The 26,001-nt window shown below is 34.3% G+C and carries 25 protein-coding genes and 3 tRNA genes; 25 read left to right on the top strand and 3 right to left on the bottom strand.

Features of this window, described 5'->3' with window-relative positions; genetic code table 11:
- Positions 1–257 precede the first annotated feature (257 nt).
- The 4 genes from EKM77_RS08350 (at position 258) to EKM77_RS08335 (ending at position 2,683) form a co-directional block, all read left to right on the top strand.
- A tRNA-Tyr gene (locus tag EKM77_RS08350) sits at positions 258–340 on the top strand.
- A 5-nt stretch (positions 341–345) separates the two neighbouring features.
- Positions 346–417 (top strand) — tRNA-Gln (locus tag EKM77_RS08345).
- A gap of 96 nt (positions 418–513) precedes the next feature.
- Positions 514–1,215 (top strand): GntR family transcriptional regulator, encoded by a 702-nt coding sequence (locus tag EKM77_RS08340; protein WP_125593591.1) that lies wholly within the window; start codon positions 514–516, stop codon positions 1,213–1,215.
- Positions 1,216–1,291: 76 nt separating this feature from the next.
- Positions 1,292–2,683 carry an O-antigen ligase family protein gene (locus EKM77_RS08335; RefSeq protein WP_125593590.1) on the top strand — a complete coding sequence of 464 codons (1,392 nt, stop codon included), beginning with the start codon at positions 1,292–1,294 and terminating at the stop codon, positions 2,681–2,683.
- A gap of 41 nt (positions 2,684–2,724) precedes the next feature.
- On the opposite strand, the gene EKM77_RS08330 is transcribed toward EKM77_RS08335, so the two are convergent.
- Positions 2,725–3,456, bottom strand: a complete 732-nt coding sequence (locus tag EKM77_RS08330; RefSeq protein ID WP_125593589.1) for a WecB/TagA/CpsF family glycosyltransferase — start codon at positions 3,454–3,456, stop codon at positions 2,725–2,727.
- A gap of 99 nt (positions 3,457–3,555) precedes the next feature.
- On the opposite strand from EKM77_RS08330, the gene EKM77_RS08325 reads away from it, so the two are divergent.
- The 12 genes from EKM77_RS08325 to EKM77_RS08270 all read left to right on the top strand — a co-directional run bounded on the left by EKM77_RS08325 (position 3,556) and on the right by EKM77_RS08270 (position 14,795).
- Complete coding sequence (locus EKM77_RS08325) at positions 3,556–4,620, top strand: glycosyltransferase (protein ID WP_125593588.1); 1,065 nt, start codon at positions 3,556–3,558, stop codon at positions 4,618–4,620.
- Between the two features lie 48 nt (positions 4,621–4,668).
- A complete protein-coding gene (locus tag EKM77_RS08320; RefSeq protein ID WP_125593587.1) occupies positions 4,669–6,144 on the top strand; it encodes a nicotinate phosphoribosyltransferase in 1,476 nt (491 codons plus the stop codon).
- A gap of 3 nt (positions 6,145–6,147) precedes the next feature.
- A complete protein-coding gene (gene nadE / locus EKM77_RS08315) occupies positions 6,148–6,963 on the top strand; it encodes an ammonia-dependent NAD(+) synthetase (RefSeq protein ID WP_125593586.1) in 816 nt (271 codons plus the stop codon).
- Between the two features lie 108 nt (positions 6,964–7,071).
- The gene (locus tag EKM77_RS08310; RefSeq protein WP_125593585.1) at positions 7,072–8,256 is read left to right on the top strand and encodes an aminotransferase class I/II-fold pyridoxal phosphate-dependent enzyme; all 1,185 of its coding nucleotides are present in this window, start codon (positions 7,072–7,074) and stop codon (positions 8,254–8,256) included.
- Positions 8,257–8,466: 210 nt separating this feature from the next.
- Positions 8,467–9,741 (top strand): ArnT family glycosyltransferase, encoded by a 1,275-nt coding sequence (locus EKM77_RS08305; RefSeq protein WP_225425212.1) that lies wholly within the window; start codon positions 8,467–8,469, stop codon positions 9,739–9,741.
- Positions 9,729–10,682, top strand: coding sequence for a glycosyltransferase family 2 protein (locus EKM77_RS08300; protein WP_125593583.1), 954 nt, complete (start codon positions 9,729–9,731; stop codon positions 10,680–10,682). Before EKM77_RS08305 ends, EKM77_RS08300 begins: the two co-directional genes overlap by 13 nt.
- 11 nt (positions 10,683–10,693) lie before the next feature.
- A complete protein-coding gene (locus EKM77_RS08295) occupies positions 10,694–11,125 on the top strand; it encodes a hypothetical protein (protein ID WP_125593582.1) in 432 nt (143 codons plus the stop codon).
- Positions 11,125–11,595 (top strand): SprT family protein, encoded by a 471-nt coding sequence (locus EKM77_RS08290; RefSeq protein WP_125593581.1) that lies wholly within the window; start codon positions 11,125–11,127, stop codon positions 11,593–11,595. The genes EKM77_RS08295 and EKM77_RS08290 overlap by 1 nt, the downstream gene beginning before the upstream one ends.
- A gap of 36 nt (positions 11,596–11,631) precedes the next feature.
- Positions 11,632–11,717: transfer RNA gene (locus EKM77_RS08285), tRNA-Leu, on the top strand.
- A 178-nt stretch (positions 11,718–11,895) separates the two neighbouring features.
- Entirely contained in the window at positions 11,896–12,405 is a 510-nt protein-coding gene (locus EKM77_RS08280) for an SLAP domain-containing protein (RefSeq protein ID WP_125593580.1), read from the top strand.
- Positions 12,406–12,539: 134 nt separating this feature from the next.
- Complete coding sequence (locus EKM77_RS08275) at positions 12,540–14,189, top strand: aryl-sulfate sulfotransferase (protein ID WP_125593579.1); 1,650 nt, start codon at positions 12,540–12,542, stop codon at positions 14,187–14,189.
- Between the two features lie 321 nt (positions 14,190–14,510).
- Positions 14,511–14,795 carry a helix-turn-helix domain-containing protein gene (locus tag EKM77_RS08270; RefSeq protein WP_125593578.1) on the top strand — a complete coding sequence of 95 codons (285 nt, stop codon included), beginning with the start codon at positions 14,511–14,513 and terminating at the stop codon, positions 14,793–14,795.
- 34 nt (positions 14,796–14,829) lie between these two features.
- Here the strand turns inward: EKM77_RS08270 and EKM77_RS08265 are convergent, their stop codons facing one another.
- Positions 14,830–16,230 carry a DUF6056 family protein gene (locus EKM77_RS08265; protein ID WP_125593577.1) on the bottom strand — a complete coding sequence of 467 codons (1,401 nt, stop codon included), beginning with the start codon at positions 16,228–16,230 and terminating at the stop codon, positions 14,830–14,832.
- A 173-nt stretch (positions 16,231–16,403) separates the two neighbouring features.
- On the opposite strand from EKM77_RS08265, the gene rbsD reads away from it, so the two are divergent.
- From rbsD to EKM77_RS08245, 4 genes are all read left to right on the top strand, one after another.
- Positions 16,404–16,799 carry a D-ribose pyranase gene (rbsD, locus tag EKM77_RS08260; RefSeq protein WP_125593603.1) on the top strand — a complete coding sequence of 132 codons (396 nt, stop codon included), beginning with the start codon at positions 16,404–16,406 and terminating at the stop codon, positions 16,797–16,799.
- A gap of 18 nt (positions 16,800–16,817) precedes the next feature.
- Complete coding sequence (gene rbsK / locus EKM77_RS08255; RefSeq protein ID WP_125593576.1) at positions 16,818–17,729, top strand: ribokinase; 912 nt, start codon at positions 16,818–16,820, stop codon at positions 17,727–17,729.
- A gap of 182 nt (positions 17,730–17,911) precedes the next feature.
- A complete protein-coding gene (locus tag EKM77_RS08250) occupies positions 17,912–18,112 on the top strand; it encodes a cold-shock protein (protein WP_025023073.1) in 201 nt (66 codons plus the stop codon).
- A 154-nt stretch (positions 18,113–18,266) separates the two neighbouring features.
- Entirely contained in the window at positions 18,267–19,463 is a 1,197-nt protein-coding gene (locus EKM77_RS08245; protein WP_164507746.1) for an MFS transporter, read from the top strand.
- Here the strand turns inward: EKM77_RS08245 and EKM77_RS08240 are convergent.
- A complete protein-coding gene (locus EKM77_RS08240; RefSeq protein WP_125593574.1) occupies positions 19,437–19,730 on the bottom strand; it encodes a metal-sulfur cluster assembly factor in 294 nt (97 codons plus the stop codon). The genes EKM77_RS08245 and EKM77_RS08240 overlap by 27 nt on opposite strands.
- A 91-nt stretch (positions 19,731–19,821) precedes the next feature.
- On the opposite strand from EKM77_RS08240, the gene EKM77_RS08235 reads away from it, so the two are divergent.
- The 5 genes from EKM77_RS08235 to pcrA all read left to right on the top strand — a co-directional run bounded on the left by EKM77_RS08235 (position 19,822) and on the right by pcrA (position 25,996).
- A complete protein-coding gene (locus EKM77_RS08235) occupies positions 19,822–20,457 on the top strand; it encodes a glycoside hydrolase family 73 protein (RefSeq protein WP_225425211.1) in 636 nt (211 codons plus the stop codon).
- A 52-nt stretch (positions 20,458–20,509) separates the two neighbouring features.
- Positions 20,510–21,091, top strand: a complete 582-nt coding sequence (locus EKM77_RS08230; RefSeq protein ID WP_125593573.1) for a xanthine phosphoribosyltransferase — start codon at positions 20,510–20,512, stop codon at positions 21,089–21,091.
- A 20-nt stretch (positions 21,092–21,111) separates the two neighbouring features.
- Entirely contained in the window at positions 21,112–22,242 is a 1,131-nt protein-coding gene (locus EKM77_RS08225) for an ATP-grasp domain-containing protein (protein ID WP_125593572.1), read from the top strand.
- A 3-nt stretch (positions 22,243–22,245) separates the two neighbouring features.
- The gene (gene purB, locus EKM77_RS08220; protein WP_125593571.1) at positions 22,246–23,541 is read left to right on the top strand and encodes an adenylosuccinate lyase; all 1,296 of its coding nucleotides are present in this window, start codon (positions 22,246–22,248) and stop codon (positions 23,539–23,541) included.
- A 223-nt stretch (positions 23,542–23,764) separates the two neighbouring features.
- A complete protein-coding gene (pcrA, locus tag EKM77_RS08215; protein WP_125593570.1) occupies positions 23,765–25,996 on the top strand; it encodes a DNA helicase PcrA in 2,232 nt (743 codons plus the stop codon).
- Positions 25,997–26,001: the final 5 nt, after the last annotated feature.

Raw genomic sequence — 26,001 nt, 5'->3', positions numbered from 1 at the left:
AAAAGCTGTGTTTAACAACGCGTTTAAAAAAAGCAAAGGAAATAAAAGTAAAACAGTAAAGTATAGAACAAGCAGGTGCGAGCCGTTTGTAGTTAAACAAAAAAAGCTGTGTTTAACAACGCGTTTAAAAAAGATAATTGCAGTTTTTACAGTTAAATGTAAAAAACATATTTGAAAAAAATAGATTAAAAAAAGTCATAACACTACTTGAAATAAGTACATATTTTCGGTAATATTATTAAGTCGAGTAATGACACGGAGGGGTAGCGAAGTCTGGCTAAACGCGGCGGACTGTAAATCCGCTCCTTCGGGTTCGGTGGTTCGAATCCACTCCCCTCCATTTATTGGGTTATAGCCAAGCGGTAAGGCAATGGACTTTGACTCCATCATGCGCTGGTTCGAATCCAGCTAACCCAATACCTAAAAAGGACCGATTATATCGGTCCTTTTTTTAATCTAGACCAATTTTACTGTATAATGAATTAAAGTCCATCGTGAGAAGGAGAGTTTACCATGAAGGTACCAGTTTATATTCAAATACATAACCGCATTAGAAAAGAAATTGAACTAGGCAAGTGGACTGTCGGTGAACGTATTCCCTCAGAAAGACAACTAGCTGAAGATTTTAGTGTTAGTAGAATGACATTACGACAGGCTATTCAAACGCTTGTAGATGAAGGGATATTGCAAAGACAAGTTGGATCAGGTACTTATGTTGCCAGCAGTAAAGTTCAAGAGAAAATGTCTGGAACAACTAGTTTTACAGAGATAACTGAGGGTCAAGGCAAGAAGCCATCTAGTAAAACTGTTTCATATCACACAGCTGACCCTTCAATGAGTGAAATTGAAAAATTACAATTATCTGACGGAGAACAGATCCTAAGAATGGAACGTATCCGTTATGCAGATAAACAACCTATTTGTTTTGAGGTAACTACCATTCCAATCAAAATTGTTGATAATTTGGACAAGAATGATATAACTTCTTCTCTATACAAGGCATTAGAAGATAAGGCTGGTCTTAAATTAGGAAGTGCCAGCCAAACAGTATCTGCAATGCTTGCTTCAGAAAAAATCGCAACATTATTGAATGTAAAACGCGGTTCAGCAATTTTAAGACTAAGACAAATAACTACTCTAGATGATGGAAGACCTTTTGAATATGTACGTTCACAGTATGCAGGAGATCGATTTGAATTTTATCTGGAAAGGTAGCTTCAATTATTTTTTTAGTTAAGGAATTGGGTTACTATATAACTAACGTTTTTAAATATTCAGCTGGGAGTTAATTATGCAAAGCTTTATAAAGAAATATAGTATTTTCTTGATGCTATATATTATTTTTCAACCCCTTTTAGATGCACTTACTGGGGGAATGCTGAGAATGCACATGGACGTGACATTTGGTATTTTTATCAGAATGATCGTTATGGTGTTAACAGCATTTTATATATTGGTTTATCTAATATTAAATCGTAACAACAAAAAAGGTTTCTTCATTATCGGTTATTTTGTTTTGCTTACTTTGATGGCAGTAATAAGTTTAGCCGTTAACTATAAGACAAAGACCTTGTTTGTACCATCGCTTGAAATAACTACGCTTGCTAAGAGTTTTTATTATCCAGTGATGTTATTAGCTTATTTATATGCTTTTGAAGAATTGGCTGAAGACAGAATTATTAATCGTTTCTTTCCAAAAGTAGTTTTCTATGCAATAAATATTATTAGTTTGATCATGCTTATTGCTCACTTTACTAATACAAGTTTCAGTTCATACTCGTATTACAAACTAGGTGAAAGCGGCTGGTTTTTCGCTGCTAATGAGTTAAGTGCCATTGTTTCAATTTCTTTCCCAATTATGATTTGGTACGCACTAAAGAAATTAAATACCGGTACAAGAATTTATTACTGGATTTCAATCGTTTTAGCAATTTATTCCGTTCTATTGATCGGGACAAAGGGTTCATTCTTATCGATTGTTGCAGGAACTAGTTTTGCCTTACTAGTGGCAATAGTTCAATGGTTTAGATCACGCAACAAGAAGTTGATGACTGGAATTATTGTCCTTTTGGCGTTGACTATTGGTGGAATAGCAGTTTCCTATCCAGCAATGGCAGTTTCTAGAACGGCCGAATTGCATACGGAAATGATCCATTATAAGAAGAAACAAGCTAAAACGAAAAAAGGTCTAGATAAAGATCAGAAGAAATATGTTGAAACAAACAAAACCGTTTCATACTTACTAAGTGGTCGTACAATTTACTTTGAAAATGCCGCTCATAACTTTTCCAAAGCTAATATAGCTCAAAAGATTTTTGGTATGGGTTATGCTACTAACTTTAAAAAAGTTAAAGATGCTAAGTTGGTCGAGATGGATTACATTGATATCTTGTTCCAATTTGGATATTTAGGCGCTATCGTCTATTTGGCACCGTTAATATATAGTTTGATCTATTTGATCGGTACATTCTTTAGAAAATTCAAGTATATGTGGTCCTTTAAGTGGTCAATGTTAGTTGCCAGTGTAGCTCTTGGCTATGGTATGGCACTCTTAACAGGTCACGTTATTGAAGCACCATCTGTAAGTATTTATTTTGTTTCAATATTGGCATATGCAATGTTTAATGCACGTTTATTGATCAGAACTAATGAAGATCCTTATACGATTGATGTTGAGGACTAAAAAAAGCTTTAAGTAGATAAAATTACCTACTTAAAGCTTTTTTAGTTCTCTTTATTTTTACGTTCTTTTTTGATTAACTTCATATACTTAGGTATTGCCATCATACGACCGATTCTTGAAGGTTCTTTAACCAATCGGTAAAACCATTCCATACCTGACTTTTGAATGATTTTTGGTGCACGTTTTTTGGTGCCAGAGAAAACGTCGAAACTTCCACCAACGCCGATCCAAACAGCAGGGTTTAACTTTTTATAATTATTAATAAAGTATTCCTGTTTTGGTGAACCTAACGCTACAAAAATAATATCTGGTTTTTTAGCAACAATATCATCAACGATTGCTTGTTCGTCCTTAAAATAGCCATCATGATACCCAACTAATTTAATATCTTTGAATTCAGTTTTGATTCTTTTAGCGCTGGCTTCAATGACATTAGGTTTTGATCCTAGTAAATAAATTTTTGATCCACGTTTATTGGCTGTTTTCATCAGAAACATTAACGTGTCAAAACCAGTGATCCTGCCGTGCATTGGTGTACCTAATGTATTAGCTCCCTTAATAATTCCGATCCCATCTGGAATCACATAATCAGCATCATTAACGATTTCAGAGAATTTAGGATTATCACGTGCGAAGAGCACTATTTCAGGGTTTGGAGTTACGATAAAACGATTGCTTTTAACGTCTAAATCATCAATTAAATATTTATGAAATTGTTTCTCGGTGAAGTTATCAAATTTAGTTCCAAGAATATCTATTCTGTTTTTGCGCATTTAGTTCTCCTTTTTGCGGTATTACTTTGTTAAAAAGTTCTCAGTTGGTGTACTTCATGCTATTATTATACACGAGAAATTAATTTGAGAGGTGTCTTGATGAGGGTTTTACATTTAAATGCCGGCAACGAAGACGGTGGAGCAAGAACCTATATTGTTAATCTAATGAAGGGACAAGAGTTGATCAAGACAAAAACTAGTCTTTTAACTTTTGAAGAAGGTCCCGTGGCTAAAATGGCGCGTGAAAATGGACTAAATGTCGCTGTTATGCCTCAAAAACAGCGATTTGATCTGTCGATTCTTAAACCATTAGTAGCTTATATCGAAAATAATCACGTAGACATCGTTCATACACATGGACCAAGAGCAAACTTTATTATGTCATTGATCTACAAAAAAGTTAAAGCCAAATGGGTCATTACTGTCCATTCTGACCCTAGGATCGATTTTTCTGGTCTTAAAGGTAAAGTTATGCTTAATCTAAATCTACATGCCCTAAAGCGTGCTGATTTGTTATTTTACATTAATCCTAACTTATTATCTTATTTTGAATCGATCGGGATCAATTCGGATAAAACTTTAGAAGTGTTTAATGCAATTGATTTTAAAGATGAGCAACCACTACCGAAGAAACATTCGATCTTCAGTCTGCTAGAGATAGCTCGTTTGGTAGAAGTTAAAAATCATGAACTACTATTGAATGCTCTTAGTAAGGTTAAATTTAATTATCATTTAACTTTAGTTGGCGATGGTCCTTTGATGGATCGATTACGTAAGTTATCACGTGACTTAGGTATTTCTGACAAAGTAGAATTTGTTGGATTTAAAGAGAACACAGGTGACTACTATGAAGGTTGTGATGTTTCGATTTTAACTTCTAAATCAGAAAGTTTGCCAACAGTTTATTTGGAATCAGCAGTTTACGGACGTCCAGTTATTGCTACAAATGTAGGAGCTACTGATAAATTGATCAATCAAGATACAGGCTGGCTAGTTGATTCTGAGAATGAAGAACAATTATTAATTGCTCTTAATGATGCCTACCTTAGTTGGAAAGAAGACAACTTGAATCAAAAGGGATTGGCACTTTATCAGTTGGTTAGAGATAACTACTCAATTGACAATTTGGCAAATGCCGTGAATAAAGGTTATATTAACCTTTAATAAATAGTCGTGGTAAAATGAATACTATAATTTCATCAACGAGGAGATATGATGACTAAATATCAAGATGAACATTTGACATTGCATACTGATTACTATGAACTAAATATGATGTATACCTATTGGAAAAAGGGATTACATAATCGGAATGCAGTTTTTGAATGTTACTTTAGAAAGTTACCGTTTGATAATGGATTTGCTATTTTTGCAGGTTTAGAGCATGTTGTGGATTATTTGGAGAATCTTAAATTTGAAGATTCCGATATTGAATACTTAAGAGAGTATGGCGAATTTGACGAAGGATTTTTAGCTTGGTTAAAGGACTTTACTTTCAGCTGTACGATAAGATCAGCTCTAGAAGGAGATATCATCTTCAATGAAGAACCGATTTTCCAAGTTGAAGGTCCATTGGCACAATGCCAACTTATTGAAACAGCTGTTTTAAATATTATTAACTTCCAAACTCTAATTGCTACTAAGTCAGCAAGAATTAAGAGTGTTTGTGAAGATGATCCTGTTTTGGAATTTGGTTCACGTCGTGCCCAAGAAGTTGACGCCGCTCTTTGGGGTAGCCGTGCTTCATATATTGGTGGCTTTGACGCTACTAGTAATGTGTTAGCTGGAAAATTATTTGGTATTCCTATTTCTGGAACTCATGCCCACGCACTTGTCCAAACATATCGTAATGAATATGAAGCTTTCAAAGCATATGCTGAAACACACCGCGACTGTGTTTTTCTAGTTGATACATTTGATACTTTAAAGAGTGGTGTTCCTAGTGCCATCAAAGTTGCTAAAGAATTTGGCGACAAGATCAACTTTCAAGGTGTCCGTATTGATTCTGGAGATATGGCTTATATATCTAAGCGTGTTCGTGAGGAATTAGATGAAGCAGGATTTACCGATGCTAAAATCTACGCCTCAAATGACTTAGATGAAAAGACGATCCTAAATTTGAAGATGCAACACGCTAAAATTGATGTTTGGGGTATCGGTACTAAAAATATTACTGCCTTTGACCAACCAGCTTTAGGTGCTGTTTATAAAATGGTTAGTATCGAAGATGAACGCGGCAATATGATGGATACTTTGAAACTATCTAATAATGCTAGCAAGATTTCCACACCTGGTAAAAAACAAGTTTGGAGAATTACTAATAATAAAGAAAACAACAAGTCAGAAGGAGATTATATTAGTCTCTTTGATGAAGATCCTCGTGAGCATAATTCTATTTATATGTTTAATTCACAATATACTTATATCAATAAGACTGTCGAAGATTTTCAAGCTATTCCGTTGTTGCAAGATATTTATACTAATGGAAAATTAGTTTATGATCTGCCAACAGTTCAAGAGATTCGTAATTATCGTGCAAGTAACTTGGGTTCACTTTGGGATGAATACAAGCGTATTTTAAATCCACAAATTTACCCAGTTGATCTTTCTTCAAAATTATATAGTCATAAGATGAGATATATCGAAAAAGTACGTAATGATATAAACAATATCAAAGTAGGTGAATAAGCAATGAGACCATTGCAAAAAGAGATAATTGAATATGAGAAGACTAAGCCTGTAATTGATGTTGATGAAGAGATCCGCCGTTCAGTTGATTTCCTAAAAAACTATCTACTCAAAAATAAAGGACTGAAAACTTTAGTTTTAGGTATTTCTGGTGGTCAAGATTCTACATTGGCTGGTCGTTTGTCAGAAATTGCTATTACTGAATTGAGACAAGAGACTAAAGAAAACTATGAGTTCATTGCCGTTAGACTGCCTTATGGCGAACAAGCTGATGAATCAGATGCTATGCAGGCCATTGAATGGATGCAGGCTGATAAAGTCGTTAGAGTTAATATTAAAGACAGCGTTGATGCAATGGTTAAAGCGGTCGAAGCAAATGGTATGAATATTTCAGATTTTAACAAGGGAAATATTAAAGCTAGAGCTAGAATGATCGCACAATTTGCTATTGCTGGTGATAATAGTGGTGTTGTAGTAGGAACTGACCATGCCGCAGAAAATATTACTGGTTTTTATACTAAATTTGGAGATGGTGCTGCCGATGTAACGCCGTTATTCCGTTTGGATAAAAGACAAGGACGTTCATTGCTTGAAAAATTGAATGCCCCAAAGAATCTTTATGAAAAAACACCAACAGCTGATCTTGAAGAAGATCGACCAAGTCTTCCTGACGAAAAGGCACTTGGAGTGTCATATACAGATATTGATAACTATTTGGAAGGCAAAGAAATTTCAGATAAAAGTGCAGAAATAATTGAAAATTGGTATAAGAAAACGGCTCATAAACGTCGTCAGCCTTATACGGTATTTGATATTTAAAATTTAGGACATTCCTTTTGGAGTGTCCTTTTTTGTAAAAAAGTAATCGTAAATATGATAAAATGTAATTGTGAAATAATTATTTAACTTTTAGAAGAGGTGTCGATTTTGAAAAAAGATCCAATTTCATTAATGAAACCAGAAGTTGTTGCCATGAAGCAACAAGCCATTTTTGCTTTCAATGCAAGAGCTAAATCAATGGATCACGTAATCAATATGACGATAGGAGAACCTAATTTTCCTACACCAGAACATATTAAAGAAGCGGCTATTAAAGCCATTAATAATAACGAAACGCATTATACTGTTCCAGAAGGTAATCATCAGGTTCTAAAAGCTGTATCGAAGTATTTAAACAAAAAATATGATCTAGACTATGACCCTGAAAGTCAGATTTTGACTACTGGTGGGGTTACAGAAGGTGTTTTCTCAGCATTCAATGCAATTTTGCAGCCGGGGGATGAAGTATTGATTCCATCTCCTTCATTTACTATTTATGGTCCAGATGCAAAATTCAATAAGGCTACGCCGATCTATTTAGATACATCTGAAAGCAATTTTAAAGTTTTACCAGAAGATTTAAGACAATTGTTAGAAGAACATAAGAGAATTAAGATCTTCATGTTTAATTATCCAAGTAATCCTACTGGAGTTAGTTATACGGAAGATGAATTACGAGCATTAGCCGATGTTTTAAAAGACTACGATGTCTTTGTCTTGTCTGATGAAATATATAGCGAATTGGTTTATAACGGCAAGCATGTATCATTCCCTAAACTATTACCTGACCAAACTATTCTATTGAATGGTTTATCCAAATCTCATGCTATGACAGGTTGGCGTTTTGGAATTGTCTGCGGTCCCAAAAATATTATTGCCCAAATTAATAAGATACATGAACTGGCAACTACTTCTATCAGTTCTATCTCGCAACAAGCAGCTCTTGAAGCATACTCAAATGGACTAGATGATCCAATTGCCATGCGTAAAAAGTATCAAGAGAGAAGAGACGTCTTATATGCCGGTCTTAAAAAGATTGGTTTTAATTGCCCAGTTCCTGATGGTGCCTTTTACTTATTTGCCAAAATCCCTGAAAATCTTAACCAAGATGATGTACAATTAGCTAATGATATCCTCGATGAGGAATGCTTAGCAATTTTACCTGGCAGTTTCTTCGGAGTTGGTGGGGAAGGTTATTTGAGACTTAGTTATGCTGCAAGTATTGAGGATATTGAAGGTTGTTTAACTAAGCTAACTGACTATGTGCAACTTCATAGTCAAGCAACCGTCTAAACTTATTAAGGGATTGTAATAAGAAATATGTTTGACAAATTTCAAAATGTAATTAGTAAATTTATTTTAATCTGTGTTGCGTTGCTCATGTCGATAGTGCTCATTCAAATGAGTATATTTTACAGCACGTTTCACATTGCTGAAGAACCAGTATTAAGTGTACTGGTTCTTCTTTGTGCTTTAGTCGCGGTCATCTTGGCAGGGTACCTTTTGATTAAACTAAAAGATGATCGAAAAACTAACCGGATCGTTTTAATAACATTGTTAGCATTATTCTTTCTTGTGGGGCTGTTTTGGCTCAAATTCACACCTAATGAACAATTGAGTGATTTTGCTACATTTTGGGGAAAGTCACAAGATGCATTGCAAGGAAGAGCAATTTATAAAAATGATAATGACTACTTTGCTAAATGGGCCTATCAAACAGGATATTTGGTCTATGTAATGGGAGTTATCAAACTCTTTGGAGCTCATGTTTTAGTGTTGCAAGTTTTAAATGTGGTATACCAAACATTAACGTTACTTGTGATTTATAAACTGGCAATGAAAGTATTTGATAATGTCAAAATTGCAAGATTATCAGTCTTGTTATTGATGATCGATTTAGATTGGTTTGCCATGAGTCCACAAAATAATAATTCATATTTAGGAACATTATTATTCTTAGTTACCTTTTACTTGTTGATGCATGACAAATATTGGCAATATATGCTGGCTGGATTAACTTTGGCAATGGGAAATATTATTAGACCAATTGGACCAGTGGCAATTGCCGGAATAATTGTTTTTGCACTTGTGTATAAGTTTTATGATAAAAAAATCAATCTCCATAACATATTGAAATTAGCTACAACGTTTATTATTTATTTGGCAATTTTTAGTGCTGTTGGTATGGCTATTAAATCTAGTGGCTTAAATGAATATGGTATTTCTAATCGAGATTCCGAATGGAAATTTGTAACGGGATTAGATTACAATACTAAAGGAATTTATGATCAAAATGTTGTCGATTCAATTGATATGACGCAAAGTCGTAAAAAAGTCAGCAAACAAGAATACAAGGTTATTCATGAAGAAATCAAATATTTAAATGATAATAATAAGTGGATTCCTTTATTTTGGGATAAACTTGCGATCATGTGGGCTAATCGCTCTTCTGCTATCGACTTTGCTAATATGCAGCAAAACCATTCGCAAAAAGTTATTGGATTTGTTAATTTAATTAGTTATTTGGGAACAGTTTTACTGGTCATATTTGGCTGGGTCGGTTCTTTGCGATTATTCAAAATTAGTTATAATAAGAATATATTCTTATTACTATTACCATTTATGGCATATGTGGCTGTACAATTATTGATTGAAGTTCAAGGTCGTTATCGAATTGAATTTACGCCAATTTGGGCAATCATTTCTGGAGTTGGATTGTACAGTTTATGTAATTGGATAAATTTGAAGTGGGGGAAGAAACCTAAGTGTTTAAATTAAGCATTGTTGTACCTTGTTATAATGAAGAAGAAGTTTTACATGAAACAACTAGAGAATTGAGCCAGATTCTTCAAGGACTTATCGATGATGAAAAGATTGCCTCCACCAGTAAAATAGTTTACGTTGACGATGGCAGTCATGATAAGACTTGGCAGTTGATCGACCAATTTACAGTTGAAAATAAATTTGTAACAGGTGTTAAATTAAGTCGTAATTTTGGTCACCAAGGAGCATTATTGGCTGGTGTAACGACTGCTTCAAGAGATTCTGATGCAATAGTTACAATTGATGCCGATTTGCAAGATGATGTTAATGCGATCCCTAAAATGGTAGATGAATATCTTAAAGGTGCAGAAGTAGTCTATGGAGTTAGAAATAATCGTGATACGGATACAGCCTTTAAACGAAATACCGCCGAAACTTTTTATAAGATAATGGGATTTTTGGGAGTGAAATTAGTACCTGATTCAGCTGATTTTCGTCTAATGAGTCAGCGTGCCTGTGAGATACTGTTGAGTTATCATGAAACAAATCTCTTTTTAAGAGGGATAGTCCCATTGGTCGGTCTGAAAACAGCAAAGGTATATTATGCTAGAAAAGAACGGTTTGCTGGAGAGTCAAAATACCCTTTGAGAAAGATGTTGAAATTTGCAATTGATGGAATTACTTCTTTTTCTATCGTGCCGATTAAAATGATTATGGGATTAGGATTCTTTATTGTTTTAATCAGTATTTTCCTGTTGATCTATACATTGGTTCAAAAGAGTAATGGTCATGTTGTATCTGGCTGGTCGTCAATGATGGTTTCCATCTGGGCATTAGGTGGAGTACAGTTGATTTGTATTAGTGTGATCGGTGAATATGTAGGCAAAATATTTAGTGAAGTTAAACAACGACCACGTTTTACCATTGAAAAAGATACTTATACTGAAGAAAAATAGAGGTATTATTTATGAATGCAGCACAAAAAAAGGCAGTACAATATAGTAATTTAATTAATAAGACAGTTCAAACGATCGATGAACAACAAGATACTTTAAATCCTGAGTTTGAAACTTTACGTAAGCATTTGGACCGTGATATCGTTGACAGAATTGATGATGTTGAATATGCACGCATTAAAAGAGACTTTGCTAAAGGAACAAAAACTTATCAAGATTTATTAGCTAAACTTCAAAAAGGTAAAGCACCAGCTCGTTTTATGGGTACACATATTTCTCTTGTGGCTGCTTTTAAGGACTATGTTGATGGCTGTGCCAAGATGACACAAAGTATTGGCGACGATAAAAAAGTTGATCGCACACTCTTTAATGAAGCTGAAAAACAACAAGATGAAGATATGGATAAGTTTTCTAAACAAATTCAAAAGTTGACAGAAATGTAATGAACGATCAAGAATTAACTGAACTAGTAAAAAAGGTTTCCCAAGAATATTTTGGGAAGCCTTTTATTCATCAAGCAAACTTCAATAAAAGATTAAAAACAACTGGCGGACGATTCCATTTAAAAGACCGCCATATTGATATTAATCCGCGTGTCTATCAGATATATGGAACATCTAAGCTTATCGGAGTTATCAAACATGAATTATGTCACTATCATTTATATAATGCTGGCTTGCCCGCGCAACATCGTAATAAAGAATTTAAATTATTACTCAAAAAGGTTGATGGATTACGTTATGCACCTAAGTTGACCACAGGCAAAAAACCACATAAAATTATTCACTTATATGAATGTTCTAGTTGTCATTTAAAATATCAAAGAGTGAGAAAATTAGACACAAATCGGTATGTCTGTGGCAAATGTCATGGCAAACTGAAATTTATTAAAGATATTAAAATGTCATCTTGATAATTATTTATTTTTTGTGTAAGATAGTAAGTGCATGCGGGTATGGCGGAACTGGCAGACGCGCAAGACTAAGGATCTTGTGGAGAGTTTTCTCCGTGGAAGTTCGAATCTTCTTACCCGCATCACTAAGGCTGAATGACGATTGTCGTTTGGTCTTTTTTTTTGTCTCCAAATTACTATTATATCAACAAAGTAAAAATATCAGATCAGAAAATGAGCATTATTTTTGTATTTGTTTAAACATCATGGTTAAATAAACTCGATATTTAAGTTAGATAACGAAAGAAGGACTTGAGAAAAGTGAAAAGAAAAACTATTGTAGCATTTATGCTCGTAGTTTTGCTGACTTTGAGCTTTTCTTCCCTGACTAACGTGGCGAAAGCCGAATCTGTGACTCAACCTGGTTATGATGCCGAAGTGACAAGTTCAACGTCAGCAACTCTATATAATTCATCCGGGGATGTTTTGAAATATGGACTAGCGCACGGGAGCGATTGGAAAGTTGGGAGTACCTTAAATATCAATGGAACAAACTATTATGAAGTTTCAACTGGAGCATATTTAAGCAGTAAGGACAGTTATCTCTATCAAAATCGTCCAGAAATTATCCGGGATGAATTGGATTCCAATACACCCGTTTATACGTATAATTTCGATCAAATATCAAATGTAGCTTTGAAACCAGGAACATACTGGTATTCAGATCGTGTGATTTATTCTGGATCGATTCCTTACGCTAGAGTGTCAACAGATGAATTCATATGCTTAACTGATGTATCGCAACAAATATTTACAGAGAACTTGGATTAGAGAATCGCAATCTACGGATTGCGGTTTTTTGTTTTTCATAGAATCTTCACAAAAAGTTGACGATATGCCAATATTTTATTATTAATATGTATATATAAGTTTTGGAAAATCAAAATAAAATAAAAGAGGAAAAGATGAGGAAAAAATTACCGATAATAGCCATTTTTTTGGCGTGCCTTTCAGTAGTTTTAGTAGCTTGTTCTAATGAAAGTTCAAGTAATGGTATTTTGACTACTGCACAAATCAAAAAAAATATTGGCTCTAAACTAATAAACACACGAGAGAATGCGCAAAAGTCGCTTACTAAAAAATACCAGGAGAAGGTTAAGGATAGCTCTTATACGACTGATAATCCGTATATTAAATTAAATCCTTATAAGACATCTCCATTGAGTGCCTTGGTTATTTTCCATACAGATAAGGAAGCTAAAATCACTTATACAGTTGAGGGTAAAAGTGATGATACTAGTGTAACTAATACTGTTAATGGTGGTTACTCCAAGAGTCACCAAGTTCCAGTAGTAGGATTATATTCAAATTATAATAATACAGTGAAAATTACTGTTAAATATAAAGATGGTACAACGGAAACTCAAACGGTAAACATTAAAACAGGATCACTTCCTAAGTATATTAAAAACGCCAAAATAAGCGTTTCTAAGAACGATAAAACTAAGATGGATATTGGTGATAATAAACTAACTATTATCAATAGAACGACAAAAGAACCGTTTGCTGTTGATGCTGATGGTGAAGTTAGATGGTATTCAACTAATTATTCACAACACACGATCGAACAAATTTCTAACGGCCATATGTTAATTTTAACGAAGAAAAAAGTTGATTCATCGGTTTATAATGATTTGATCGAAACTGATGTTTTAGGACGTATTTATAAAGAATATAGTTTTAGTTCAAATACTAAATCCAATGACTCAGGTAATGCTAAAGATGAAACGACTGTAATTCATCATGACTTATTGGAATTGCCAAATCATGATTTATTAGCCACAGTTAGTGATGGATCTAAGTATAAAGAGGATGTCATGGTACAGATCTCTCATAAGACAGGTAAAGTTGTTAAAGTTATTGATCTGAAAAAGATCTTACCTAGTTCAATGTATAAAGACTATAAGGCAGGAACAGATAAGAAGGTTGACTGGTTCCATCAAAATGCCGTTGATTATGATAAATCAGATAATAGTATTATGATATCTGGACGTAATCAAGATATGATCATGAAGTTAGATTATAAGACCAATAAAATAATTTGGATCTATAGTGGTAAGGCTAAAGCAACATGGCCTAAAAAGTATCGCAGTAAAATTCTTACTCCTACACAAGGAACTACGATCACTGGTGGTCAGCATGGATTATACTTGTTGAAACATGATGGTGATAGTGAGGATATAATTTTATATGATAATAATATTGATGTAACTAATGGTGATAAGAAGACTTCTGGTAAGTATTCTCAAGCCGTTGAATATCACATTAATACAAAGAAAATGACAATTGATCAAACATGGTCATATGGTAAGAGTTTGGGTAAAGCCAACTTTACAAGCATTATTGGTTATGCTGAACGTGAATCTAATGGAAATACTTTAGTCGACTTTGGATTTAAAAAAGGTGGACAAGAAAGTAATATCATTGAGGTAGATGCTGAGGGTAATGAAGTGTTTAATATCACAATGAAGAACGCTTCTTCTAAGGCATACGCTTATCGAGCATATCGAATACCATTTTATTCAAGCAGTTATGTCTTTGATGTTAATAAATAAGAAAAGATAGATGTAAAAAGCAGTAATCCGAATTTTTGGATTGCTGCTTTTTTTGAATATTTATTGCTAGTTTATGAAAATTAGGCAAAACGGTTTATATAATGTGATGTATACTTAAAAAGTAAATCATATTGACACACTAAAATGAATGAAATTATGCCACAATCAGTGATTATAACATAAAACGGTTGATCAATATTATCAAATAACATTAATATTTCTTATTAAATTTAGTATTAACAATATAGTGTTTAAGGGGATAATAAAATATATCTATTTAAATTACTCGTTGTTTTTATATTGCTAAAGGGGACTATAAATATGGTAAGTACAAAAAGGGAAAAATTTGAACAACTACTAGCAAGGCAGGCTTATGATCCACAATCTAAAGTCGCATTTGAGATTGAAAAGGCAAAATTAGATATAGCTACTTTAGTGATAAGAACTAGACGAGAAGCTGGGATAACTCAATCAGAACTAGCTGCCCGCGTTAAAGTTCCCCAATCAACAGTGGCTAGGATCGAGAATTGCGAGAACACTAGTATCGATACTTTAAGTAAAGTCGCATCTGCCTTAGATAAAAAATTAGTTATAAGTTTTGCATAGAAAAAAGCCAGCAATCTAAGAATTGCTGACTTTTTTACTTGCTATTTTTTTCATTGATCAATTTAACTTTATGTTTGATTTGTTTATCAAACTCTTTCATTAAATCATCCCGACTTGGATTTTTTGCTTTAGCCTTACGCATGGCATCAGTCCAATCCCAGTAGTTAATAGCGACAAATTTTCGTTCAGGGTGACGAACATATAATGAATTGTAAACCGCATCGTTTTCAACTGGAGCAGGTAGCCAAATATAGTTAGTATCACGGTACTGCAACATATAATATGTGCCACGATCCACGGTATTTTGGTAGTTGGTATAATCGATTGAAGTATTAAAGCTATGACCATAATCATGGGCCAAATAGTCCATTCTGATTCCAACAATCAGAAAAATAATTGTCATTATCGGTAGAAGGATCTTTTCAAAACGTTCTGTTATCAAGTCGAAATTAATGGCAATTATCGCTGCTGAGAAGATGAAGCTTGCAAACATACATCTTGAACCAAATGGTGAAACCACGAGAAATGGTAAAACAGACATGGCAGCAAAAATTAGTAATGAATAATTGACGATTTTACGTTTGAAATCTTTTAAGTTGTAGGTATAGAAGATAACGGCACCAATAAAAATCAATGTAGCAATAGAAATTACAACTAAGAATTTAGGTGTATATGTGTGCTTCATATATCCAATTATCGTATCGCCAGCACTTGATCCAGTTACATGACGATAACTATCAGAACCAGTTAATATTTTTATATATGCACCATTTATAAACATCAAAATGGCTCCGATAAAATTACCTAATAGAATATAATTAAATAATTTTTTAGCGCCGTCATAGAAATGTTTTCTAAAGAACAGCCAGATTACCACGCTGATAAAACAATTAAGTATTGTCATATGTTCAGCAAAGAGCTGCGTCAATACGGAAGCTAAAAATGATAAGAAGAGAATAGTTCTATAATAGTGAACTTCTTTTTTATCATAATTTTTAATAAATAAATATAGTAGAAACAATGGGAAAATAACTGATGGCACATAGTTGGCAAAACCAGCATGCCAGCCCAATGTTTGTCTAAAGATAGACTTAGGTGCGATAATTAAAAAAGTAGCCATTATCGAAGCGGTAAACAAACCAATAAATTTCGGCTTATTTAATTGATCGCGTATTTTTTGGATCATGAAGACGATCAATGCAGAGAATAGCCCGTAGGCAACAAATGCTACTGGTTTTACCTTCGTCATAACGATAACTAGCAAGTCACCTAGGTAACGCCCATCATAGGTGAGAAAGTGTCCTTGTGGAAAATAATTATTTCCCCAATAGCTTCCCCAGTTAAGATCATCTCCAGTTAGGGGCATAAAATAACCAATGAGTCCGAAAATGATAAATATAATAAAATAGAAGCTTAACTTTGTTGTTCTTTTCATTTAAATGTATCCTTAATCTATATTGTCTCTAATAAGAATAGCTTTATTCCTTAATTCAAGCAATAAATATTTAAGTTAATTGGGACGTACCAATTGCTGAAATCCTATTTACTATCAAAAATTATGATGTTAGAATATCAATGCAAGCGATTACAGAAAAAGGTGATTATTTCATGAAAAAAACAAGAGTCATTAATTCAAATATTTCGCGTGTTATTTCTCAAATGGGTCATTTTGACACCTTGAGTATAGGTGATGCCGGAATGCCCGTTCCCGAAGGAACAGAAAAAATTGACTTGGCAGTAGAGGCGGGGTTACCTAGTTTCATACAGGTTCTTGAAAATGTTCTAAGCGAATTAGAAATTCAAAAGGTATACTTAGCAGAAGAAATTAAATTACAAAATCCAGAACAATTGTCTGCTGTGAAAAAAATCATTGGTGATACACAAATTGAGTTCATTTCTCATGATAAAATGAAAAGCAATCTTAAAAACACGAAAGCATTTATTCGTACCGGTGAAGAAACACCATATTCTAATATTATTTTAGAAAGCGGCGTTGTATTTTAATTATTGAGAGGGATTTATATGAAAAAAATAGTTGTATTAGGATCAATTAACATTGATACAATTTTAAATATTGACCGTTTGCCATTACCCGGCGAAACTATGGCGATGCATGACCGTTCTATTGCGGGCGGCGGTAAAGGTGCTAACCAGGCCATCGCAGCCGTTCGTGCTGGATCTGAGACTTCTTTTATAGCTAAGATTGGTAAAGATCATGCTGCCGATTTTATGATGGATACTTTTAAAAAAGACGGTCTTAATATCGATAACGTAACGATGGATAATGAAGCTGGAACTGGTAAAGCATATATACTATTAGACGAACATGGTCAAAATAGTATTTTGATATATGGAGGTGCTAATCAGACAATTACTGCTGATGATATTGATGAAGCGGCTAGTACAATTAGTGAGGCCGATTGTTTGATCGCCCAATTTGAAGTTCCGGTTCCTGCCATCACTAAAGCATTTAAAATCGCTAAAGATAATAATGTACTAACGATCCTAAATCCAGCTCCAGCTAAAAAGGATATCCCAGTAGAACTATTAAAGCTGACTGATATTATTGCTCCTAATGAAACTGAGGCCGAGGCTATTACTGATGTTAAAGTTGTTGATTTGGATTCAATGAGACAAGCGGCAGATAAGATGCATGATATGGGCGTGGGTATCGTTTTGATCACGGTTGGTTCTAAGGGTTCATTTTATTCACTCGAAGATAGAAGTATCGGTTTTGTTGATGCTTTCAAGGTTAAAGCAATCGATACGACAGCTGCTGGTGATACGTTTATCGGTTACTTAGCTTCCCAATTGCATAAAGAATTGGACAATATTGAAGGTGCAATGAGATTTGCTAATAAGGCTTCTTCAATCACCGTTCAAGAAAAGGGAGCACAGAATTCTATCCCTTATCATAATCAGGTAAAATTTTAAAAATCCGAATTATTTTAGGAGTTTGCTCCGTAATGATTGTAAAGAGCTAAAATCCATGTTATTATAAATGTTGTATTTTTGAATGGTTAATGGTTCGAATGGTTTTGGTTTCTGAAGACTTTCTTCCATGATGTACCACGAAATAATGCACAAATATATGAATTATCAGGAGGAACAGTCTGATGGAACACGGAACAGTTAAATGGTTTAACGCCGAAAAAGGTTATGGTTTTATTACTCGCGAGGATGGTAGTGATGTATTCGTACATTTCTCAGCAATCCAAGGCGACGGTTACAAGACTTTGGAAGAAGGTCAAGCCGTTACATTCGATATCGAAGATAGCGATCGCGGACCACAAGCATCAAACGTTGTTAAGGCATAATAACTTATAATAATGTTTTGAAAGTCGACTCTTATGAGTCGGCTTTTTTCGTGCTCAAAAAATTGTCGTGTTTTTTTCTAAACCATAAATTTACAAAAACAAAACAATCCATACACATAATTATTTTAAAATATTTTTCATGCGGGGTGTTTTAATGGAGAATTGGAAAAGAAATTTTAGAGTTTTGTGGTTTGGAAGTATGCTTACTGATATGGGTAATGCGATAACTTTACCTTTTATGGTGCTGTATATAGATACACTGGGGGAATTTACCCGGTCTCAAAGCAATATGTATGGTGCCCTAGCATTTTCATTAACATATTTATTTAAAGCACTAGCGGCTCCCTTATGGGGTAAATTGGCTGATCAAAAAGGCCGCAAACTGATGTGTTTGCGGGCCTCTGGAATGATGACATTAACTATTCTTTTAGTAGGTCTAGCCCCGAATGTGTGGTACGTATTATTATTTAGAAGCTTGCAAGGTGTTTTTTCGGGGTATATTAACAACGCCAATGCACTTATATCAACCAGTGTTCCCGACAATATTCGTGGAAAAGCGATGAGCAAGCTGGTTACTGGAAGCATAACTGGAACTTTGGTAGGTCCAGTTATTGGCGGATTTTTGGTTGCGATAACAAGTTATCGAGCAGCTTTCTTTGTTACGAGTTGTGTTATGGCAATGGTCTTTTTAACCACTTTAGTGTGGGTAAAAGAAGACTTTACGCCAATTTCTAAATCAGAACTTAAACCATTAAAACCAGAAATGAAACAAATCGGCTGGGATTTTTTTGCAGTCTTATTGACTAGTTTTTTGGCTATTCAAGCAACAATCGCATCAGTCACACCAATGATCAGTTTATTAGTTAAAGAGCTTTTACCGGTTGGATATAATCTTAATATTACTACGGGGCTAGTCGCGGCAATGCCGGGGCTTGCAACAATTATAATGGCTGGCTTAGTTGGTGGTATATTGGATCGTATTGGGGCTCAAAAGAGTCTGATCATCTTTATGAGCTTAGCGATTGTATGTCTAGTAATGACTAGTTTAGTTGAAAATATTTGGCAGTTAGCCTTTTTTAGATTACTAGTGGGAATTACAGATGCGGCACTTTTGCCAGCATTACAAGTTATGACTGTACAAACTGTTCCTAGTTTTATTTTTGGACGTATTTTTAGTTTCAATCAATCTGCCCAATCTATGGGAAGTGTTATTGGTCCGATCTGTGCTGCTATTATTTCAACCGGTTTTGGTTATAAAGCAATATTTTTATTTGGCGCACTAGTTGAGGTAGTCGCTTTATTAGGCTGGATCTTGTACTATCGTTTACACACCCAAAGACAAACGAGCTAATTTAGACATTTTGTCTTTAGTCCAAATAGGGTCCCAAACTAAATTAATATTACAAGTAGTTATGCCGTCGAGGTCTTCGATGGCTTTTTTTATTTTTGAAACGATACTTTCACCATATTGACAGCTTCTAGTTGGCATGGTCATCGTAATCATACAAGTTGTTTTAGTTACCTCAATATTGTAGATTAGTCCTAAATTGACAATATCTATCTGCATATCAGGATCAATTATTGTTGATAAAGTTTGATTGATTTTTTCTAACATCATAGTGAACTCCCGTCTTTTAATTTTATTTTGTCATAATTTTTTCAAAACTATCGGCTATAATGATAACAATAACAAAAAAGGACTTAAGAGATTGCCGCAAAGAAGAAATTATATCCGGCGTAAACGTCGTAAAACTAAATACAACCAACCTCTGATTATTTTTTTGACGATAGTTATTTTAATGGGTGCAGGAATTTTTGGATATCACAGATATCAAGAGTATCGACAAGAAGCTCAAACACAACAAGTTGAAACTGAACATAATAGTTTTGTCAAAAAAGTCGCACCGTATGCAATTTATCTAGGAAAAGAGTATGGTGTTTTACCTAGTATTACTATTGCTCAAGCTATTTTGGAAAGTGACTGGGGGAATAGTACCTTAGCAAAAGACTATAATAACTATTTTGGCGTTAAGGGAACCAACCCTGATAACACTAAAGTTTTACAAACTAAAGAATATACTAATGGTCAGTGGGTAACTATCAACGGTCGTTTTAGAGTTTATTCGGATTATCGTGAATCGATGAAAGATCATGCTGAATTATTAGTTAATGGGACGACTTGGAATTCCCAGCAATATCAGCAAGTTATTCATTCTAAAGATTACATAGAAGCAGCCGTGGCACTGCAAACGGACGGATATGCGACCGATCCTGGCTATACGACCAAAATTATTCGTGTTATTCAGAAATATAATCTAAAAAAATACGATGAAGGTATCAAGTGAAAAAGGAAAATATGATAGACTCTAATTAATAATTAGTGTGGGAGATAGCGTAGTGAAAGAACTTGAAGATAGAATTAAAAAAGATGGTCGAGTATTAGGAAAGGATGTTCTAAAAGTTGATAGTTTCTTAAATCACCAAGTTGACCCAATGTTGATGCAAAGCATGGGAAAAGAATTTTACGAACATTTTAAAGATCAAGGAATCAACAAGATCTTAACAGTTGAATCATCAGGAATTGCTCCAGCAGTTATGACTGGTCTAAGTTTTGGAGTCCCAGTTGTTTTTGCTAGAAAGCACAAGTCAGTTACATTGAACGATGATTTATATACCTCAGAAGTTTATTCATATACTAAAAAGACTTCAAATCACATTAGTGTCTCAAAAAAATATCTATCAAGTGACGACAAAGTTTTGATCATTGATGACTTTTTGGCAAATGGACAAGCTGTCAATGGTTTAAATACAATTATCGATGCTGCCGGAGCAGATCTTGCTGGTATTGGTATTGTAATTGAAAAGTCTTTCCAAAAGGGAAGACAATTGATCGACAAAGCTGGAATTCCAATTTATTCATTGGCTAGAATCAAGGCTTTTGAAGATGGACAAGTCGTTTTTGAAGATGAGAACGAGTAACTATTTAGGAAGGTGGATTTATGACTTTTATTGCGCCCGGTAAAACTCTGGGAATAATCGGCGGTGGCAGTGAAACATATCTGTTTGAGCTAGAAGCAAAGCGTATGGGTTTTAGAACTGTTCTTTTGACAAATGAAGATGATGATATCGCTACTCAAGCGGCTGATGCTTACTTAATCGGTGATTTAGAGGACAGTGCTAACTTAACAGAGCTGGGCCATAGAAGTGATCTTCTGTTATATATGGATGAAAACTTTGATAGTGATATTTTGGAAAGTTTGGAAAAGGAATTCAATGTTGTTCAAGGTTCAAATATGCTGGCTATTGTCCAAGACCGTTATATTGAACGAACTTTTTTAAATTCATTAAAAATAAATGTGCCACCATTTTTTTCGATCGTCACTGTTGATGATATAAAAAAGGCGGTTGAGGAAATTGGCTTTCCATGTATGATCAAACCGATCCAAAAGAATCAAAGTGTTCTAAGACGGCATGTACTTTACAATGAATCAGATGTTGAACATGTTCAAAACCTTTTGGCAAATGGAACTTATATTCTTGAAGCTTGGATCGATACTAAAGAAGAGTATTCGATCATGGTCAGCAAGAGTAAGAATGGTAAGATCCATACTTTCCCAATGATCAGAGAAGTTTATGACGGCTCGCATTTGATGAGTTCATATCTTTACAAAAAGAATGATCCAGAGGTTGAAGCCGAAATTCAAAGAGTTGCATTAATAATTGCGAATAATATTGAATATGTTGGTATTTTTGGTATTGGTTTCATAATTTCTGATAGTGGGGTCTTATATGTAAAACGTATTTTCCCAGGTATCAATTATTCTGCCAATGTTTATCAAGATGCTACCGGTGTATCACAGTTTGAATTACATATTCGTGCAATTTGTGATTGGCCTATTCCAGAAATTTATCCATTGATAAATGCTGCTACTTTGAAGATAATTGAAGGTAATTTGCCTCAGAGTTTAGATTTACTGCAGGAAAAAGCTCAATGGAAATTTAATTATTATACAGGTTTCAAAGCTAAAAATGATGCGGCTAGGGATGTTGGATATATCTCGGTTGTTTCAGATGACGATGAGGATCTAAGAGAAGATATTTTATCAACTAAAATTTGGAGAGTAGAGTAACTTATGATTGATAGATATGTAACCAAAACTATGAAACCTATTTGGACTGATAAAAATAAATACCAAGCTTGGCTAGAGGTTGAAGTTGCCGCAGTTGAAGCTTGGAGTAAGCAAGGTGAGATCCCTGCTGAAGATGCCAAAAAAGTTGCTGAGAATGCTAAATTCGATGTAACTGAAATTCAAGAATTAGAAAAAATAACTAAACATGATGTTGTTGCATTTACTAGAGATGTTTCTAAATATTTAGGCGATGAAAAAAAGTGGGTCCATTTTGGATTAACTTCTACCGATGTTGTTGATACAGCTTATGGATATTTGATGAAACAAGCCAATGACATTATTCGTCAAGATTTACAACACTTTTTAGATGTAGTTGGGAAAAAAGCGCTAAAGTATAAAGACACAGTTATGATAGGACGTACTCACGGTGTTCACGCGGAACCTACAACTTTTGGGTTAGTGCTTGCCAATTGGTATTCTGAAATAAAACGTGATATTGAACGTTTTGAACATGCTGCTAAAGGTGTTGAAGCTGGTAAGATCAGTGGGGCAGTTGGTAGTTTTGCTAATGTTCCACCTGAAGTTGAAGCTTTTGTCTGCAATAAATTAGGTATTCGACCACAAGAAATTTCAACACAAGTATTACCAAGAGATCTGCATGCAGAATACGTTCAGACAATGGCTTTGGTTGCAACATCGATCGAACGTTTTGCTTTAGAAATCCGTCATTTGCAAAGAACCGAAGTAAGAGAAGCTGAAGAATTTTTTGCTGCTGGTCAAAAAGGTTCATCTGCAATGCCTCATAAACGCAATCCTATCGGATCAGAAAATGTTACAGGTCTTGCTAGAGTGATAAAAGGTCACGCTTTTACAGCCCTAGAAGATATTCCTTTGTGGCATGAACGTGATATCTCTCATAGTTCAGCTGAAAGAATCATTATTCCTGATTCAACAGAATTATTAGATTATATTTTGGTTAGATTTACTAAAATTGTTGAGAATCTAACCGTTTTCCCAGATAAGATGCTAGAAAATATGAACTTAACTCATGGATTGATCTATTCACAAAGAGTTCTTTTGAAATTAGTTGAAAAAGGACTTAGTCGAGAAGCAGCCTATGATATTGTTCAACCGATGACCGCTAAAGTTTGGGACGAACAAAAAGATTTTCGTACTTTGCTAGAAGATGACGATCGAGTAACTGATAGACTTTCAAAAGAAGATCTTGATGATGCATTTGATTATCATTGGCATTTAAGAAATATCGATAATATTTTTAAACGAGTTGGTTTAGAATAAAATATTAGCTTGAAAGAAGAACAAAAATATTCAGCTTTCGAGTGATACAAACAGACCTATTAATCCAATTTTGGATCACTAGGTCTGTTTTGTCGTTTTAAACGCAGGTATAAAATCCATGTTAGTATTATTGTTATGAAAAATTTGCTACAATGTAAAATGAATGTTTTCAGTAAACGTTGATATATTAAGGATTTGAGGGTTTATAAAATTGGATGAAACTATGTTAAAAGGTTTAAATACCGAGCAAAAAGAGGCTGTTAAAACAACCGAAGGCCCATTATTGATCATGGCGGGTGCTGGTAGTGGAAAGACTCGAGTTTTGACACACCGTGTAGCCTTTTTGATCGAAGAAAAAAATGTTATGCCGTGGCATGTTCTGGCAATTACTTTTACCAATAAAGCCGCCAAAGAAATGAAAGAAAGAATCGGAAAATTACTAGATGAATCAGCAAATGATGTTTGGGTATCTACTTTTCATTCGTTGTGTGTGCGTATTTTAAGACGTGATATAGATAAAATGGGAAAGTCCCGTTCATTTACGATTTCTGATCCATCTGAACAACGTACTTTGATGAAACAAATCCTCAATCGTATGAATTTAGATCCTAAACGTTATGATCCGCGAGCTATTTTAGCTTCGATCAGTAATGCTAAAAATGATTTAGTTACTCCAGAAGCTTACGCACAAGATGCTAAATCACCTTTTGAACAAATTGTCGCTAATTGTTATGACGCCTATACAAAAGAAATGGAACGTAATCAAGCCTTAGATTTTGATGACTTAATTATGCAGACTAATATTTTGTTTGATCAATGTCCTGATGTTTTGGAATATTATCAAGAAAAATTCCAGTATATTCACGTTGATGAGTATCAGGATACTAACGAGGCTCAATATAAATTAGTTAAACAATTAGGTGCTAAATATCGTAATGTTTGTGTCGTTGGTGATGCTGATCAGAGTATTTATGGTTGGCGTGGTGCCAATATGAAAAACATTATGAATTTTGAAGAAGATTATCCTGAAGCAACAACTATTAAATTGGAACAAAATTATCGTTCCACAAAAACAATTTTGAATGCGGCTAACCAAGTTATTAATCATAACGAAAATCGTAAGCCTAAAGAATTATGGACTGATAATAAACAAGGCGATAAGATCAAGCTTTATCGTGGACAAAATGAAACTGATGAAGCTCTTTATGTGGTCGATCAAATAAAGAGTCTACTATTGAAGAACTTCAATTATGGTGATATGGCGATTCTTTATCGTACTAATGCACAGTCACGTACATTTGAAGAAAAATTGCTTTCTGCTAATATCCCTTACAAGATCATTGGCGGACATAAGTTTTATGATCGTAAAGAAATTAAAGATATTTTAGCTTATTTGAGATTAGTAGCTAATCACGATGATTCAATGAGTTTTCAACGTGTGATCAACAGTCCTAAACGTGGAATAGGGCCTGGGACAATTGAAAAATTGCAAACTTATGCTGATGAGCATAGCTGGTCATTATTAGAAGCCTGTGCAAATATCGAATTATCACCACTAGCTGCCAAGCCACGTAAAACTTTTGGTAATTTTTATAAGATGATCGATGAATTAACTAAAATGGCACAATCTAATTCAATGACTGATTTAATGGAACAATTACTTGAACAATCAGATTATGTTGATGAACTAAAGAAACAAAATAATTTGGAATCTCAATCAAGAATTGAGAATATTCAAGAACTTTTGACCGTAACTACTCAATTTGATCAAGGCTATGAACCAGATCCAGAAATCGATGAGACTAGACTTGAGTCATTTTTAACTGAATTATCCTTAGTTAGTGATCAAGATGACTTAGAAGAAGATCAACAAGAAGTTACCTTAATGACTTTGCATGCGGCTAAGGGATTGGAATTTCCAGTTGTTTTCTTAGTTGGTATGGAAGAAGGTATTTTCCCATTATCACGTGCTTTGATGAAGCAAGAAGAACTAGAAGAAGAACGCCGCCTAGCATATGTTGGTATTACTAGAGCTGAAAAGATACTTTATTTAACTAATGCATATAGCAGAATGCTTTATGGACGACTTCAAAATAATCAGATATCACGATTCGTTGAAGAAATCGGCGAAGATAATCTAGAATTAGTTAATAAAAATGCTGGTAGTATTCCTATGCGTTCTAAAGAAAATGAACTACCATTTAGTAGACGTCGCCATGAATCAGCACTTCATGCCAGTTATAAGGTTGAAGCAAAATCTAAAGCTAGCGGTGCCCAAGGAGCAGAAAAGGTTCGTTGGAATATCGGCGATAAAGTGATCCACAAAAAGTGGGGCGAAGGCACCGTTGTTAAAGTTAATGGCGAAGGTGAAGCCGCTGAACTTGATATTGCTTTTGATAATGAAGGAATCAAGCGTTTGTTAGCAGAGTATGCACCTATTAAAAAGAAGAGCTAATTTTG

The sequence above is a fragment of the Companilactobacillus baiquanensis genome (assembly GCF_003946605.1).
GTDB lineage: Bacteria > Bacillota > Bacilli > Lactobacillales > Lactobacillaceae > Companilactobacillus > Companilactobacillus baiquanensis.
This window is presented reverse-complemented; position numbering and strand designations above follow the sequence as displayed.

Excerpts from the sequence above, each read along its gene's own strand:
- EKM77_RS08340 (WP_125593591.1), top strand. The coding sequence starts at position 514 with ATGAAGGTACCAGTTTATATTCAAATACATAACCGCATTAGAAAAGAA.
- EKM77_RS08335 (WP_125593590.1), top strand. The coding sequence starts at position 1,292 with ATGCAAAGCTTTATAAAGAAATATAGTATTTTCTTGATGCTATATATT.
- EKM77_RS08330 (WP_125593589.1), bottom strand. The coding sequence starts at position 3,456 with ATGCGCAAAAACAGAATAGATATTCTTGGAACTAAATTTGATAACTTC.
- EKM77_RS08325 (WP_125593588.1), top strand. The coding sequence starts at position 3,556 with ATGAGGGTTTTACATTTAAATGCCGGCAACGAAGACGGTGGAGCAAGA.
- EKM77_RS08320 (WP_125593587.1), top strand. The coding sequence starts at position 4,669 with ATGATGACTAAATATCAAGATGAACATTTGACATTGCATACTGATTAC.
- nadE (WP_125593586.1), top strand. The coding sequence starts at position 6,148 with ATGAGACCATTGCAAAAAGAGATAATTGAATATGAGAAGACTAAGCCT.
- EKM77_RS08295 (WP_125593582.1), top strand. The coding sequence starts at position 10,694 with ATGAATGCAGCACAAAAAAAGGCAGTACAATATAGTAATTTAATTAAT.
- EKM77_RS08290 (WP_125593581.1), top strand. The coding sequence starts at position 11,125 with ATGAACGATCAAGAATTAACTGAACTAGTAAAAAAGGTTTCCCAAGAA.
- EKM77_RS08275 (WP_125593579.1), top strand. The coding sequence starts at position 12,540 with ATGAGGAAAAAATTACCGATAATAGCCATTTTTTTGGCGTGCCTTTCA.
- EKM77_RS08270 (WP_125593578.1), top strand. The coding sequence starts at position 14,511 with ATGGTAAGTACAAAAAGGGAAAAATTTGAACAACTACTAGCAAGGCAG.
- EKM77_RS08265 (WP_125593577.1), bottom strand. The coding sequence starts at position 16,230 with ATGAAAAGAACAACAAAGTTAAGCTTCTATTTTATTATATTTATCATT.
- rbsD (WP_125593603.1), top strand. The coding sequence starts at position 16,404 with ATGAAAAAAACAAGAGTCATTAATTCAAATATTTCGCGTGTTATTTCT.
- rbsK (WP_125593576.1), top strand. The coding sequence starts at position 16,818 with ATGAAAAAAATAGTTGTATTAGGATCAATTAACATTGATACAATTTTA.
- EKM77_RS08250 (WP_025023073.1), top strand. The coding sequence starts at position 17,912 with ATGGAACACGGAACAGTTAAATGGTTTAACGCCGAAAAAGGTTATGGT.
- EKM77_RS08245 (WP_164507746.1), top strand. The coding sequence starts at position 18,267 with ATGGAGAATTGGAAAAGAAATTTTAGAGTTTTGTGGTTTGGAAGTATG.
- EKM77_RS08240 (WP_125593574.1), bottom strand. The coding sequence starts at position 19,730 with ATGATGTTAGAAAAAATCAATCAAACTTTATCAACAATAATTGATCCT.
- EKM77_RS08225 (WP_125593572.1), top strand. The coding sequence starts at position 21,112 with ATGACTTTTATTGCGCCCGGTAAAACTCTGGGAATAATCGGCGGTGGC.
- purB (WP_125593571.1), top strand. The coding sequence starts at position 22,246 with ATGATTGATAGATATGTAACCAAAACTATGAAACCTATTTGGACTGAT.
- pcrA (WP_125593570.1), top strand. The coding sequence starts at position 23,765 with ATGTTAAAAGGTTTAAATACCGAGCAAAAAGAGGCTGTTAAAACAACC.